This is a genomic window from Gordonia sp. SCSIO 19800, from assembly GCF_018132775.1.
GTDB lineage: Bacteria > Actinomycetota > Actinomycetes > Mycobacteriales > Mycobacteriaceae > Gordonia > Gordonia hongkongensis.
The window spans coordinates 82,099-96,111 of the sequence record NZ_JAGRQM010000016.1 but is presented as its reverse complement, the minus strand read 5'-3'; the positions used below and the strand labels follow the sequence as shown (position 1 = coordinate 96,111).

Annotated in this window: 14 protein-coding genes; 6 read left to right on the top strand and 8 right to left on the bottom strand. The window is 68.9% G+C overall.

From position 1 onward, the window contains the following. Positions 1-96: 96 nt before the first annotated feature. Together KB201_RS17485 and KB201_RS17480 are read left to right on the top strand one after the other, a co-directional pair. Positions 97-909 carry an SDR family oxidoreductase gene (locus KB201_RS17485; RefSeq protein WP_058250384.1) on the top strand — a complete coding sequence of 271 codons (813 nt, stop codon included), beginning with the start codon at positions 97-99 and terminating at the stop codon, positions 907-909. 58 nt (positions 910-967) lie between these two features. Further along, the gene (locus tag KB201_RS17480; protein WP_211539977.1) at positions 968-2,095 is read left to right on the top strand and encodes a lycopene cyclase family protein; all 1,128 of its coding nucleotides are present in this window, start codon (positions 968-970) and stop codon (positions 2,093-2,095) included. Here KB201_RS17480 and KB201_RS17475 read toward each other — a convergent pair whose 3' ends face one another. The 8 genes from KB201_RS17475 to KB201_RS17440 all read right to left on the bottom strand — a co-directional run bounded on the left by KB201_RS17475 (position 2,096) and on the right by KB201_RS17440 (position 9,090). Next, a complete protein-coding gene (locus tag KB201_RS17475) occupies positions 2,096-2,488 on the bottom strand; it encodes a DUF1992 domain-containing protein (RefSeq protein ID WP_211539975.1) in 393 nt (130 codons plus the stop codon). Positions 2,489-2,589: 101 nt separating this feature from the next. Further along, positions 2,590-2,994 carry a metal-sulfur cluster assembly factor gene (locus tag KB201_RS17470; protein ID WP_082652858.1) on the bottom strand — a complete coding sequence of 135 codons (405 nt, stop codon included), beginning with the start codon at positions 2,992-2,994 and terminating at the stop codon, positions 2,590-2,592. Next, positions 2,991-3,458, bottom strand: coding sequence for a Fe-S cluster assembly sulfur transfer protein SufU (sufU, locus tag KB201_RS17465; RefSeq protein WP_211539974.1), 468 nt, complete (start codon positions 3,456-3,458; stop codon positions 2,991-2,993). The genes KB201_RS17470 and sufU overlap by 4 nt, the downstream gene beginning before the upstream one ends. Before the next feature lie 3 nt (positions 3,459-3,461). Continuing rightward, a complete protein-coding gene (locus tag KB201_RS17460) occupies positions 3,462-4,739 on the bottom strand; it encodes a cysteine desulfurase (RefSeq protein WP_058250570.1) in 1,278 nt (425 codons plus the stop codon). A gap of 45 nt (positions 4,740-4,784) precedes the next feature. Beyond that, positions 4,785-5,558 (bottom strand): Fe-S cluster assembly ATPase SufC, encoded by a 774-nt coding sequence (gene sufC / locus KB201_RS17455; protein WP_058250381.1) that lies wholly within the window; start codon positions 5,556-5,558, stop codon positions 4,785-4,787. A gap of 57 nt (positions 5,559-5,615) precedes the next feature. Then, positions 5,616-6,803, bottom strand: coding sequence for a Fe-S cluster assembly protein SufD (gene sufD, locus KB201_RS17450; protein ID WP_078112383.1), 1,188 nt, complete (start codon positions 6,801-6,803; stop codon positions 5,616-5,618). Next, complete coding sequence (sufB, locus tag KB201_RS17445; protein ID WP_058250379.1) at positions 6,803-8,251, bottom strand: Fe-S cluster assembly protein SufB; 1,449 nt, start codon at positions 8,249-8,251, stop codon at positions 6,803-6,805. The genes sufD and sufB overlap by 1 nt, the downstream gene beginning before the upstream one ends. Beyond that, positions 8,248-9,090, bottom strand: coding sequence for a metalloregulator ArsR/SmtB family transcription factor (locus KB201_RS17440; protein WP_078112382.1), 843 nt, complete (start codon positions 9,088-9,090; stop codon positions 8,248-8,250). The genes sufB and KB201_RS17440 overlap by 4 nt, the downstream gene beginning before the upstream one ends. A gap of 133 nt (positions 9,091-9,223) precedes the next feature. Here KB201_RS17440 and mptB point away from each other — a divergent pair, with 133 nt between their 5' ends. The 4 genes from mptB to KB201_RS17420 all read left to right on the top strand — a co-directional run bounded on the left by mptB (position 9,224) and on the right by KB201_RS17420 (position 14,006). Continuing rightward, positions 9,224-11,044: a polyprenol phosphomannose-dependent alpha 1,6 mannosyltransferase MptB gene (gene mptB, locus KB201_RS17435; RefSeq protein WP_211539989.1), complete on the top strand. Its 1,821-nt coding sequence runs from the start codon at positions 9,224-9,226 to the stop codon at positions 11,042-11,044. A 108-nt stretch (positions 11,045-11,152) separates the two neighbouring features. Further along, on the top strand, positions 11,153-12,133 hold the full coding sequence (locus KB201_RS17430; protein ID WP_374193952.1) for an ABC transporter ATP-binding protein: 981 nt from the start codon (positions 11,153-11,155) through the stop codon (positions 12,131-12,133). Next, the gene (locus KB201_RS17425; protein WP_058250375.1) at positions 12,130-12,960 is read left to right on the top strand and encodes an ABC transporter permease; all 831 of its coding nucleotides are present in this window, start codon (positions 12,130-12,132) and stop codon (positions 12,958-12,960) included. The genes KB201_RS17430 and KB201_RS17425 overlap by 4 nt, the downstream gene beginning before the upstream one ends. Further along, positions 12,957-14,006, top strand: coding sequence for a heme A synthase (locus KB201_RS17420; protein WP_058250569.1), 1,050 nt, complete (start codon positions 12,957-12,959; stop codon positions 14,004-14,006). Before KB201_RS17425 ends, KB201_RS17420 begins: the two co-directional genes overlap by 4 nt. The last annotated feature ends 7 nt before the right edge of the window (positions 14,007-14,013 follow it).

The window sequence follows — 14,013 nt, the reverse complement described above, 5'->3', positions numbered from 1 at the left end:
GTCGATTCTACCGGTGCCGCGCCACTGCTTTTCCCACGTGCGGACCCCGGCGCCGTGCGGCCGAGTCGACCACCCCCGTCACGGTGGACCGATACGGTGTGGGACGTGACGCACTCCACAACGATTCCGCAGAACTTCCCGCAGTCCTCCGACTTGACCGGCCGGTCCGCGCTCGTCACCGGTGCCAGTCGCGGCATCGGTGAGGCGATCGCGACGGAACTGGCCCGACGCGGTGCCTCGGTCGTCATCACGAGCCGGAAGGCCGAGCCACTCGAGGAGGCGGCCGGCCGGATCCGGACGGCGGTGCCCGGAGCAACGGTCTCGGCGTGTGCGGGCAACACCGGCGACGCCGACGACCGGACGGCCGCCGTGGCCGCGGCCGTCGCACAGGGCGGCGGAATCCACATCCTGGTCAACAACACCGGGATCGCGCCGCTGGCCGGCCCGCTGATGGGGGCCGACCTCGCCGCGTACCGCAAGACGTTCGACACCAATGTCGTCGCCGCGCTCGGGTTCGTCCAGGAGGCCTACCGGGCGGGCATGAAGGACACCGGCGGGTCGGTCGTCAACATCTCGTCGGTCGCGGGTCTGCGGTCGACGGGCGTGATCGCGGCGTACGGCACGTCGAAGGCGGCGCTGATCCGCCTGACCGCCGAGCTCGCCTGGGAACTCGGTCCGGCCATCCGGGTCAACGCGATCGCCCCGTCCATCGTGCGCACGAAGTTCGCCTCCGGGCTGATCGAGGGCGAGAACGAGGCCCGCGCGGCGAACTCGTACCCGATGAAGCGGATCGGGGAACCCGAGGACGTCGCCCGGGCGGTCGCCTTCCTCGCGAGCGACGAGTCGGCGTGGATCACCGGCGAGACCCTGGCCGTCGACGGTGGCATGCTCGCCACCGGCGGTTCGTGACGTCCCAACCCGACGACGCGTCACCGTCCGGATCGTCGCCCGCGCCGAAGGACAGGATGTGAGTTCCGGAGTCATCGTCGCGGGGGCCGGGCCGGCCGGCCGCGCCCTCGTCCACCGCCTGGCCCGTGCCGGCGTACCGGTCACCCTGGTCGATCCGTCCCCCGACCGGGTCTGGCGGTCCACGTTCGCCTGCTGGTCCGACGAGTTGCCCGAGTGGGTCGAGCAGTCCGCCGTCGCCGCCCGGACCGAGCGCATCGGGATCGCGGGCCGCGAACTCGAGGAGGTGGCCCGCGGGTACACCGTCTTCGACACCCCCGGCCTGCAACGGTCACTGACCCTCGACGGGGTTCCGACCCGTTCCGCCCGGGTGGTCGAGATCGACGGCGCGCGTGTGCATCTCGATGACGGTTCGGTCCTGACCGGCGATGTCGTGGTCGACTGTCGCGGTGCGCTCCCCCACGACGCACCTCGACAGACCGCGTACGGGATCATCGTCGACGCGGAGGTGGCCGCACCCGTGCTGGACGGACACGAGGCACTGCTCATGGACTGGCGGGGTGGCGCGACAGACCGCCGGGCGCTGCCGTCCTTTCTGTATGTCGTGCCGCTCGGCGGGGGCGAGTACCTCCTCGAGGAGACCTGCCTCGCCGGGCATCCCGCCCTCGGTCTCGACGAACTCGAGCGCCGCCTGGCCGCGCGGCTCGGCGGGATGCCGTCGGGGATCCGGCGGGTCGAGCACGTCGACTTCCCGCTGACCGGCTCGTCACCACACCCCTGGCGCGATCCCGTTTTCCGGTTCGGCGCCGCGGGCGGTTTCAAGAACCCGACGACCGGCTACAGCGTCGCGACATCGTTCATGTGCACCGACGCCGTGGTGGCCGCTCTCGCCGCGGGTCGAGAACCCGCCAAGGATCTGTGGCCGCCGTCCACCCGTGCGGTACACAACCTGCGTCTCCGTGGGCTCAGCGCCCTGCTGGGGCTCGGTCCGTCGCAAACGGTCGCGTTCTTCGAGGCGTTCTTCACGATGCCCCTTGCCGCACAACGCAGTTACCTGAGCAAGCGGGACGATCTCACCGGCACGATGAGCGCGATGACCAGGGTCATCGCTGCTGTCGACATGCGTACTCGCGTCGTGGTGGCGCGGGGTGCGATGTCCACCCCGGCGTGGGTCGGCGACGCCGGCTGATTACCGCCGCAGAGCCCGCCAGCGTCGGATCACGTCATCGACGTCGACGGTGTGCGCGACGACGCTGTGCGGCAGCGCCATCTGGCGGGCGGCGAGATGCGCCTCGCGCACACGGCGATTGAAGTCGACGAGGATGTCGCGGACCGCGTCCACGTCGGCGATGTGGCGCAGCGACTCCGGGAAATCCTGTGCCTCCCGGCGCAACAGCAGCGGCGCGGGGAGCAACGCCGACGAGTCGAGGTTCTCCTCGCGGATCTTGCGTTTGACCCACCAGTCGGGATCGTCGCTGTCGGTCAGGTCCAATGGCTTCCCCGCGCCCGGCAGGTTGTCGAATTCGCCGCGTTCGGTGGCCTCTCGGATCATCCGCTCGACCCGCGACTCGAAACGCCTCATGCGATCAACTCCCCGCACGGAAGTGCCCTGTCGACGAACAAGCGCCGGACCCGGTCGTCGATCATGACCGGGGCCGGCGCAGTGGTGTGTCCGATCGTCGGTCAGACGGTGAAGCCGAGGGCGCGGAGCTGCTCGCGACCGTCGTCGGTGATCTTGTCCGGACCCCACGGCGGCAGCCAGACCCAGTTGATCTCCATGTCGGTGCACAGACCGCTGGAGACCAGCGCACCGCGCGACTGATCCTCGATCACGTCGGTCAGCGGACAGGCCGCCGAGGTGAGGGTCATGTCGATCTTCGCGACCGCGTCGTCGGTCACCTCGATGCCGTAGACCAAACCGAGGTCGACGACGTTGATCCCCAGTTCGGGGTCGACCACGTCGCGCATCGCCTCCTCGACGTCCTCGATGGCCGGCAGCGACGTCGCGGGCGCGGCGGGTGTCCCCGTCACGCCGGTGTCGGTGGCCGCGGTCGTCGGTGTGTCCGTGGTGGCTGTGTCGTCACTCATGCTGTCTCCGCTCGTGTCTCGTGGCTGTCCATCGTCTGCGCGAGTGCGTCCTTGAAGGCCATCCAGCCCAGGAGCGCGCATTTGACGCGTGCCGGGTATTTGCTCACCCCGGCGAAGGCGATCCCGTCGCCGATGACGTCCTCGTCACCGGCGTCCTTGCCGCGGGAGGTCATCATCGCGTTGAACGACTCGACGGTGGCCAGTGCTTCCCCGACCGGCCGGCCGACGATGAGGTCGTGCAACACCGACGTCGACGCCTGCGAGATCGAGCATCCCTGCCCGTCGTAGGACACGTCGTCGATGTTCGAACCGTCGTCGGAGACCGCCACGCGCAGGGTGACCTCGTCACCACAGGTCGGGTTGACGTGGTGAACCTCGGCACCGAACGGTTCACGGAGTCCGCGCCCGTGCGGGTGTTTGTAGTGGTCCAGGATCACTTCCTGGTACATCTGTTCCATCCGCATGGCTCAGACCGTCCCGAAGAACTTCTGCGCCGTGACGATCGCGGCGGCGAGCGCATCGACCTCGGCGAACGTGTTGTACGCGGCGAACGACGCACGCGCGGTGGCGGCGACGCCGAAGCGCCGGTGCAGCGGCCACGTGCAGTGGTGACCCACCCGGATGGCCACGCCCTCGTCGTCGAGGATCTGACCGAGATCGTGGGCGTGGATGCCGTCGACGAGGAAGGCCACGGCGCCGCCGCGGTTCTCCGGGGTCGAGGGCCCGATGATCCGCAGGCCCTCGATGTCGCCGAGATGCTCCAGCGCCCGCGCGGTCAGCGCATGCTCATGCGCGGCGACGGCGTCCATGCCGAGGTCGGTCAGGTAGCGCACCGCGGCACCGAGTCCGACGACCTGCGAGGTCATCGGCACGCCCGCCTCGAACCGTTGCGGCGGCGGGGCGTAGGTCGACCCCTCCATGGTCACTGTCTCGATCATCGAGCCGCCGGTGATGAACGGCGGCAACGCATTCAGCAGATCGGACTTGCCGTACAGCGCTCCGACGCCACTGGGCCCGAACATCTTGTGCCCGGAGAAGGCGGCGAAGTCGACGTCGAGTGCACGGAAGTCGACCGGCATGTGCGGCACCGACTGGCAGGCGTCGAGCACGACGAGTGCGCCGACCGCGCGTGCGCGCGAGACCAGCTCGGCCACATCGGCGACCGCACCGGTCACATTCGATTGATGGGTGAACGAGACGACCTTCACCGACTGGTCGAGGGTCAGCGAATCCAGGTCGATCCGGCCCTCGTCGGTGACCCCGAACCAGCGGAGCGTCGCGCCCGTGCGGCCGCAGAGCTCCTGCCACGGAACGAGATTGGCGTGATGCTCCAGCTCGGTGATGACGACGGTGTCGCCGGGCCCGAGCGCCGAACCCCCGAGGACGTCCGCGGACCGCGGGTCGCCGAGGGTGTAGGTCACGAGGTTGAGTGCCTCGGTCGCGTTCTTGGTGAACACGAGCTCGTCGGCGGACGCCCCCACGAACGCCGCGATGACCTCCCGGGCGTCCTCATACGCATCGGTCGCCTCTTCGGCGAGCTGATGCGCGCCGCGATGCACCGCCGCGTTGTGGTGCGTGAGGAAGTACCGTTCGGCGTCGAGCACCTGGACCGGACGCTGCGAGGTCGCCCCGGAATCCAGGTACACCAGCGGCTTTCCGTCGCGCACGGAGCGCGAGAGGATCGGGAAGTCGGCGCGCAGCGAATCGACGTCCAGGGCGGTGGAAACCTCTGTCGAGAGTGTCACCTGGTACACCTCCTGTGCTGGTCGGCTCGGATCGGTCGGGCGGTCTCAGCCGGCCTTGGCAGCCGAGGTGAAACGCTCGTAACCCTTCTCCTCGAGCTCGTCGGCGAGTTCGGGACCGGCGGATTCGACGACGCGGCCGTTGACGAACACGTGCACGAACTCCGGCTTGATGTAGCGGAGGATGCGCGTGTAGTGCGTGATCAGCAGGATCCCGCCGTTGTCGCGCTCCTTATAGCGGTTCACGCCCTCGCTGACCACCCGCAGGGCGTCGACGTCGAGGCCGGAGTCGGTCTCGTCGAGGATCGCGATCCGCGGCTTGAGCAGATCGAGCTGGAGGATCTCGTGACGCTTCTTCTCACCGCCGGAGAAACCCTCGTTGACACTGCGCTCGGAGAACGACGGATCGATGTCGAGCGAGGTCATCGCCTCCTTGGTCTCCTTGACCCAGTGGCGCAGCTTCGGCGCCTCACCACGCACGGCGGTGGCGGCGGTCCGCAGGAAGTTCGACATCGAGACGCCGGGCACCTCGACGGGGTACTGCATGGCGAGGAACAGTCCGGCGCGGGCCCGCTCGTCGACGCTCATCTCCAGGACGTCCTCACCGTCGAGGGTGATCGACCCCGAGGTCACCTCGTACTTGGGGTGACCGGCGATGGCGTAGGACAGCGTCGACTTGCCGGAACCGTTGGGGCCCATGATCGCGTGCGTCTCCCCCGACTTCACGGTCAGGTCGACACCCTTGAGGATGTGGATGGGCTCGGCGTCGGCGTCGGTCTGCGCGACATCGACGTGCAGGTCACGGATTTCCAGTGTGGTCATAGTCTCAGGATTTCTTTCTCCGGGCTGGGAAGTTCGGATGGCGAGGGTGATCGGCGGTCAGGCGCCGGCGAGTTCGAGTTCCTGCTCGACCGCGGCCGAGAGACGCTCGCGCAGCTCGGGCACACCGATCTTGGCGATCACCTCGCCGAAGAAGCCGCGGATGACGAGGCGTCGGGCCTGGTCCTCGGGGATGCCGCGGGCCTGCAGGTAGAACAGTTGCTCGTCGTCGAAACGACCGGTGGCGCTGGCATGTCCGGCACCGACGATCTCGCCGGTCTCGATCTCGAGGTTCGGCACCGAGTCGGCACGCGCGTTGTCGGTGAGCACCAGGTTGCGGTTGAGCTCGAAGGTGTCGGTGCCCTCGGCCTCGGCTCGGATCAGCACGTCGCCGACCCACACGGTGTGGGCCTCACGGCTGCGATCGCCGGAGACGTCGCCCTGCAGCGCGCCCTTGTAGACGACGTTCGAGCGGCAGTGCGGCTGGCTGTGGTCGACGAGGAGTCGCTGCTCGAGATGCTGGCCGGCGTCGGCGAAGTACAGACCCCACATCTCGACGTCGCCACCGGGCGCGTCGTAGTGGACGATCGGCGACAGCCGAACCAGGTTGCCGCCGAAGCTGATCGCGAAGTGGCGGACCACGGAGTCACGGCCGGCACGCACGTGATGCGTCGCGACGTGGACGGCGTCGTCCTCCCAGTCGTGGATGTTCACGACGGTCAGTGCGGCACTGTCGCCGACGACGAATTCGACGTTCTCCGCGAACGTGCCGCTGCCCTTCTGATCGAGGACGACGACGGCGCGCGCGAACGCCTCGAGCCGGATCTGGGTGTGGCCGAAGGCGGTCTCGCCCTCGCCGGGACCGGTGACCGTGACGGTGACGGGCTCGGCGAGCTCGACCTCGCGGCCGACGGTCACCACGGTCGCCTGCGTGAACGACGAATACGCCTGCGCGGCAACACGGTCGAACGGCACGCCGCCCTCACCGAGCCGCTTGTCGTCGCGACCGACGGTCTCGACGGTCACACCCTCGACGGCCCCGGCAACCTCTACGCCGGCCTCGCCGGTCCGCTGCGCGGACCCGTCGTGCAACCCGCGGAGGCGACGGAACGGGGTGAACCGCCACGCCTCCTCGCGGGGACTCGGCACCTCGAAGGCGTCGACGTCGAACGAGGTGAACATCTCGCCCTTGTTGACGACGGGCGCCGCCGAGCCGGGAGTGGTCACGGGCAATGTGGGATCGGCCATCAGCCGACAGCTCCTTCCATCTGGAGCTCGATCAGGCGGTTGAGCTCGAGCGCGTATTCCATCGGGAGTTCCTTGGCGATCGGCTCGACGAAGCCGCGGACCACCATGGCCATCGCCTCGTCCTCGGTCAGACCGCGGCTCATCAGGTAGAAGAGCTGATCGTCGCTGACCTTCGAGACGGTCGCCTCGTGGCCCATCGTCACGTCGTCCTCGCGGATGTCGACGTACGGGTAGGTGTCGCTGCGCGAGATGGTGTCCACCAGCAGCGCGTCGCATTTCACCGTCGACCGGCTGCCGTGCGCGCCGTTGTTGATCTTGATCAGACCGCGGTACGACGCCCGGCCACCGCCACGGGCCACCGACTTGGAGACGATGTTGCTCGAGGTGTTCGGCGCGAGGTGGACCATCTTGGAACCGGTGTCCTGGTGCTGGCCCTCACCCGCGAACGCGACCGAGAGGACCTCGCCCTTGGCGTGCTCGCCGGTCAGCCAGACCGCCGGGTACTTCATGGTGACCTTGGAACCGATGTTGCCGTCGATCCACTCCATGGTCGCACCGGCCTCGGCCTTCGCGCGCTTGGTCACCAGGTTGTAGACGTTGTTCGACCAGTTCTGGATGGTCGTGTAGCGGCAGCGGCCGCCCTTCTTCACGATGATCTCGACGACCGCGGAGTGCAGCGAGTCCGTCTTGTAGATCGGCGCGGTACAGCCCTCGACGTAGTGCACATAGGCACCCTCGTCGACGATGATCAGCGTGCGCTCGAACTGGCCCATGTTCTCGGTGTTGATCCGGAAGTAGGCCTGCAGCGGGATGTCGACGTGGACACCCGGCGGCACGTAGATGAAGGACCCACCCGACCACACCGCGGTGTTGAGCGCGGAGAACTTGTTGTCGCCCGCCGGGATGACGGTCCCGAAGTACTGCTGGAAGATCTCCGGGTGCTCCTTGAGCGCGGTGTCGGTGTCGAGGAAGATCACGCCCTGCTTCTCGAGGTCCTCACGGATCGAGTGGTACACGACCTCGGACTCGTACTGCGCCGCGACACCGGAGACGAGACGCTGCTTCTCCGCCTCGGGGATGCCGAGCTTGTCGTAGGTGTTCTTGATGTCCTCGGGCAGGTCGTCCCACGTGGCGGCCTGCTTCTCGCTGGAGCGCACGAAGTACTTGATGTTGTCGAAGTCGATGCCCTCGAGCCCCGCACCCCAGCCGGGCATGGGCTTCTTGTCGAAGATCTTGAGGGCCTTGAGGCGCTGCTCGAGCATCCACTCGGGCTCGCTCTTCTTCGCCGAGATGTCGGCGACGACCGCCGGGGACAGTCCGCGCTTGGCGCTCGCGCCCGCGACGTCGGAATCGGCCCAGCCGTAGCCGTACTTGCCGAGGGCGGCGATCGTCTCCTCCTGGGTGAGGGGCGCCGCTGGGGTCGGGGTGGCCGGATCGGTGACAGTCATCGCGTGGCCTTTCGGGTTGTCGTGGCGGTCGGTGTCTGGTTCGGGGTGGCGCGGGGCGATACGGGCTGCATATCGGGGTCCGCGACGGCCCCGGGTCGGTGTTCGGTGGTCCCACCCGGCGGTGGGTGGATCGGCACATGGGTGGTGCAGGCGCAGTCACCGTTGGCGATGGTCGCCAGACGCTGCACGTGCGTGCCGAGCAGTTCGGTGAAGACCGCGGTCTCCGCCTCACACAGCTCCGGGAACTCGGTGGCAACGTGCGCCACCGGGCAATGGTGCTGGCAGATCTGCATGCCGGTCCCGACCTGACGCGTGTTGGTCGAGTACCCCGCGCTGGTGAGCGCGTCGGCGATCTCGTCGACCGTGTCGGCGACGGTCACCGGGCCGGTGCTGGGACGGACGCCGGCCACGATGCGTTCGACGCGTTCGCGGGCGAACTCGGCGACCGCGTCGGTGCCGCCGAGATCACGCAGCTTACGCATCGCCGCACCGGCCAGGTCGTCGTAGGCGTGGCGCATCTTGCCGCGTCCGGAAGCGGTGAGCTGAAAGTACTTGGCTGGTCGGCCCCGGCCGCGTTGGCCGAACCCCGGCGAGGCGACCTCGATGTCCCCGGCGCCGGTCAGGGCGTCGAGATGGCGACGCACGCCGGCCGCCGAGATGCCGAGGCGCTCGCCGATGTCGCCGGCGGTGAGCGGGCCGTCTTCGACGAGCAGGGTGACCACGGCCTCCCGGGTCTGACCGTCGTGGTGCGCGTCGACACCGCCGGTCACTCCGGCACCCGTACCAGCGGAGGGCACGGCGCCGGCACTGCCAGAAGGCAGCACAACATCGTTCCGCATGGTTTTCACAACACGAGTGTGACGTAATTACTTCCCTGCTGCCAGCAAGGGTGCCCTTATCGCAGGGGGTCGTGAGGCCACCACGTCCGGCGATTACAGTCGTCGTGTGCCCGAAACCACAGCTCCGCGCCGCGTGCCGGACTACTTCGGACTCGTGTGGACCCGGTTGGTCGCCCTGCTCGACTATCTCGGACTGCGCAAACAGCGCCCTGCCGCTGCCGGCGCCGAGCCCGGCGACTACGGCAAGACCGTGGCCCGCCTACACGACGACGAGCGCGAGGTCGGCCCGCTCAACGCCGAGGAGACCCGCCGGCTCCGCCGGATCAAGCTCTTCGGCGCCACCGGCTCGGTACTGATCCTCATCGGCGCCCTCGGGACCGGTGCGGTACCCGTACTGCAGAACCCCGTTGCCGGGATGCGCGTCCTGTCGTTGCCGTCACGCATGTTCGGCACCGCCCTCGCGCTGTCCATCGGCGGCGCGATCACCCTGGTCGTCGCGTGGTTGTTGCTCGGCCGGTTCGCAGTCGGCCGGTTCAGCATCGAGGTCCGCCACGGCCGGAGCCCGGAGCGCCGTATGAGCCGCCGCCAGGCCGACCGGACCCTCATGCTGTGGATCGCCCCGATCATCGTGGCGCCGCCGCTGCTGAGCAAGGACATCTACTCGTATCTCGCGCAGAGCGCCATCGCCTTCCGGGGCATGGATCCGTACTCGGTCAGTCCGGCCCGCGGACTCGGCGTGGACCACATCCTGACCAGGTCGGTGCCCAACCTCTGGCGTGACACCCCCGCGCCTTACGGCCCCTTCTTCCTGTGGATCGGCGAGGGCATCACCAAGGTCACCGGCGACAACATCACCGCCGCGATCTTCCTGCACCGTGTCGTCGCACTGATCGGCGTCGCGCTCATCGTCTGGGCACTCCCCCGCCTGGCCCGCCGCTGCGGGGTCTCGTCGGTGGCCGCACTCTGGCTGGGCGCGATGAACCCGCTGGTCATCCTGCATCTCGTCGGGGGCATCCACAACGAGGCCCTCATGCTCGGCCTGATGCTGGTCGGTCTCGAGTTGAGTTTCCGCGCCATCTACGGCGCCGAACGACTCCGCCGACCCGGGACCCTCGTCCCCACCCGAGCGGGCTGGTTGCTCATCGGCGGCGGTGCGGTGCTCGCGGCGTCGGCGATGATCAAGGTCACCTCGATGCTCGCCCTGGGCTTCGTCGGCATCGCCCTGGCCATGCGGTGGGGCGCCACCCTGCCCGTGCTCCGCCACACGCCGATCCGGGAATGGTGGGGTCGCTCCCGGTGGTCGGTGTACATGCTGAGCGCGTCGGCGGCCTTCTACGTGGTGGTCCTGGGCATCGTGATGATGGGAATCTCCCTCGGCACCGGGCTCGGCTTCGGCTGGACGGGCACGTTGTCGACGGGCGAGATCGTCCGCTCGTGGATGTCGATGCCGACCCTGTTGTCGGTGACCACCGGCCGGATCGGTGTCACCCTCGGCCTCGGTGAGCACACGCAGGCGATCCTCGAGGTGGCCCGGCCCATCGGCCAGCTCGTCGCCGCCCTGTTCATCGTCCGGTGGATGCTCGCCACGCTCGGCGGCCGGCTCCACCCACTCGGCGCACTCGGTGTGTCGATGGCCACAGTCGTGCTGTTCTTCCCGTTCGTGCAGGCCTGGTACCTCCTGTGGGCCGTGATCCCGCTGGCCGCGTGGGCCACCGGCGCCTGGTTCCGGATCTCCACCATCGCGGCGTCGGCGATCATCGCCATCGTGGTGATGCCCACGAGTTCCAACACGAGCGGAGTGGTTCTGGCACAAGGACTTCTGGCCGGTGTGATCATGGTCGCGGTTCTCACCGCCCTGTTCTTCGAGGACCGCGCGCCCCGTCGGCGACGCCGCCGCGGGCCCGTGTCGGACGACGACGAGGCGACGGCCGGGTCGGCGTCGGCACGACGATGAGCGCATGCGCCGTGTGCCCGGTCACCGCTTTTCGTCCCTGGGCTCCGAGCGCCTAGTCTGACCAGTGTGCGCAGCACGACCTCTCGGCAGATCAACGACGACGATCGGGTGAACGATCGTCGGCTCCGCGATCCCGGGTCAGCCGCCTCCGCCGGCACCCCGGCCGCCACTGCGGCGGCCGTCGAGGTCCGCGGTCTTATCAAGCGCTTCGGTGATCGCACCGCGGTCGATCGGCTCGATCTCACCCTCGAACGCGGCGAGATCCTCGCCCTGCTCGGTCCCAACGGCGCGGGCAAGACCACGACCGTCGAGATCTGCGAGGGCTTCACCGCACCCGACGCCGGCAGCGTCCGCGTCCTGGGTCTCGATCCCATCGCCGACAACGACGCGCTCCGGCGCCGCATCGGCGTCATGCTGCAAGGCGGTGGCGCCTACCCGGGAGCCCGGGCCGAGGAGATGCTGCGCCTGGTGGCCGCGTATTCGGCCGATCCCATCGATCCCGAGTTCCTGCTCGACGCACTCGGGCTGACCGAGGTGCGTCGTACGTCCTACCGACGTCTGTCCGGTGGCCAGCAGCAGCGCCTAGCCCTCGCCTGCGCGGTCGTCAGCCGCCCCGAACTGGTCTTCCTCGACGAACCGACCGCCGGACTCGATGCCCACGCCCGCCTCGTCGTGTGGGAACTCATCGACCGGCTCCGGGCCGACGGAGCATCCGTCCTGCTCACGACTCATCTGATGGACGAGGCCGAGGAACTCGCCGACCACGTCGCGATCATCGATCACGGCCGCGTCGTCGCCGACGGGACACCCGCCGACCTCACCAGCACCGGCGCCGAGAACGAACTGCGCTTCACCGCACCACGTGGACTCGACCTGTCGATGCTGGTGCTGGCCCTGCCCGAGGACTACCACTGCACGGAGGCCACCCCCGGCTCGTATCTGGTCATCGGTCCGATGACGCCGCAGGTGCTGGCCACGGTGACCGCCTGGTGCGCCAAGATCAACGTCCTCGCGACCGATCTGCGCGTGGAGACCCGCAGCCTCGAAGACGTCTTCCTCGATCTCACCGGACGGACCCTTCGACCGTGACCTCATCCGCACCCACCGGGCTCCCCCGCCCCGCCGACCGTGCTGCCGGAACATTCCCCGACGGTCTGTTCCGCCCCGCTCCCCGGGCGGCGTCGCTGCCGGCGATGATCGCCGCGCAGAGCGGCCTCGAACTCAAGCTCCTGCTCCGCAACGGCGAGCAGTTGCTCCTCACGATGTTCATCCCGATCACGCTGCTCGTCGGTCTGTGCCTGCTGCCGATCGACACCGGGTTCGGCGACGGCCCCGCCGAGCGGGCGGCGCTGTTCGTCCCGGCGATCCTGACCGTCGCGGTGATGTCGACGGCGTTCACCGGACAGGCGATCGCCGTCGGGTTCGACCGTCGCTACGGCGCGCTGAAACGCCTCGGCGCGACGCCGATACCGCGCTGGGGCATCATCGCCGGCAAGTCGATCGCGGTCCTCGTGGTGGTCGCGCTGCAGTCGGTGATCCTCGGTGGGATCGGCGCCGCGTTCGGCTGGCGACCGAGCCCCGTCGGTCTGCTCATCGGTGCGGTGGTCCTCGCGGTCGGCACCGCGTGCTTCGCGGCTCTCGGGCTGCTGCTCGGCGGCACCTTGAAGGCCGAGGTCGTGCTGGCACTGGCGAACCTGCTGTGGTTCGCGTTCATCGGCCTCGGCAGTCTCGTCGTCGTCGACTCCAACATCCCCGACGCCGTGCACTGGATCGCGCGGTGCATCCCGTCGGGGGCACTGAGCGAGGCGCTCGAGATGGCCTCGGAGGGTTCGTTCGACGCCTTCGGGGTGGGTGTCTTGCTGGTGTGGGCCGCGGTGGCCGGCACCTTGGCGGTGAGGTGGTTCCGATTCCGATGACATCCGATACTTCGAACGCCCCGGCCACGGCCCGGTCGGGCGATCATGCCGCGGCCGCCGGCGACGCGCGCCGGCCGCTGACCGGTCCGTGGCGGTTCGTCCCCGGCTTCGGCCGGCCGACGGCACGATTCGTGCATCGCTGGGCCATCGCCCTGCTCGTCTCGAACGTGGGCATCGTGGTCACCGGCGGCGCCGTGCGCGTGACCGCCTCGGGCCTCGGTTGCCCGACCTGGCCGCGGTGCACCGACGAGTCGTTCGTGCCGCACGGCGAACTGGGCATGCACGGCGCGATCGAGTTCGGCAACCGTCTGCTCACCTTCGTGCTGATCGTCATCGCGATCGCGACCTGGGTCGCCGTCCTGCGGTCGGCCGGAGCGGCGCGCCGGGACAAGTGGCTGGTCACCCTCATCGCGCTCGGTATCCCGTTCCAGGGGGTGATCGGCGGGATCACGGTCCTGACCCAGCTCAACCCGTGGGTCGTCGCGCTGCATTTCCTGCTGTCCATGGCGTTGGTCTCCGCATCCACCGTGCTCGTCTACCGGATGCGTCCGTATCCGACGCCCACCGCGCCCGATGCCGACGCCCCCTCGACCGCCACGCGCCGGCTCGGCATCTACCTCGCCTGGCTGGTCTATCTCGTCACCTGGGGCACGATCTACCTCGGCACGGTCGTGACCGGTTCCGGCCCGCACGCCGGCGATGTGGACGCCCCGCGGAACGGTCTCGACCCCGGCAACGCGACACAGCTGCACGCCGACGCCGTCTTCACCCTCGTCGGGCTCGCGATCGCGGCCCTCGTCTACGCACGGGTCTTCGCACGGCCGCAACAGCGCTCGGCAGTGGTGTTCATGCTGCTCCTGCTGCTCCAGGGCCTGATCGGGTTCGTGCAGTTCGCCACCGATCTGCCCATCGCCCTCGTCATCGCGCACATGTTCGGCAGTGCGGTCCTGCTCATCGGCGCCACCTGGCAGCTCCTGATCGCGCGGAACCCGATCGTCAAGGATCCGGCGACGAAAAAGGCAGACCCGCTGCGCGAGCCTGCCTGATCGAACT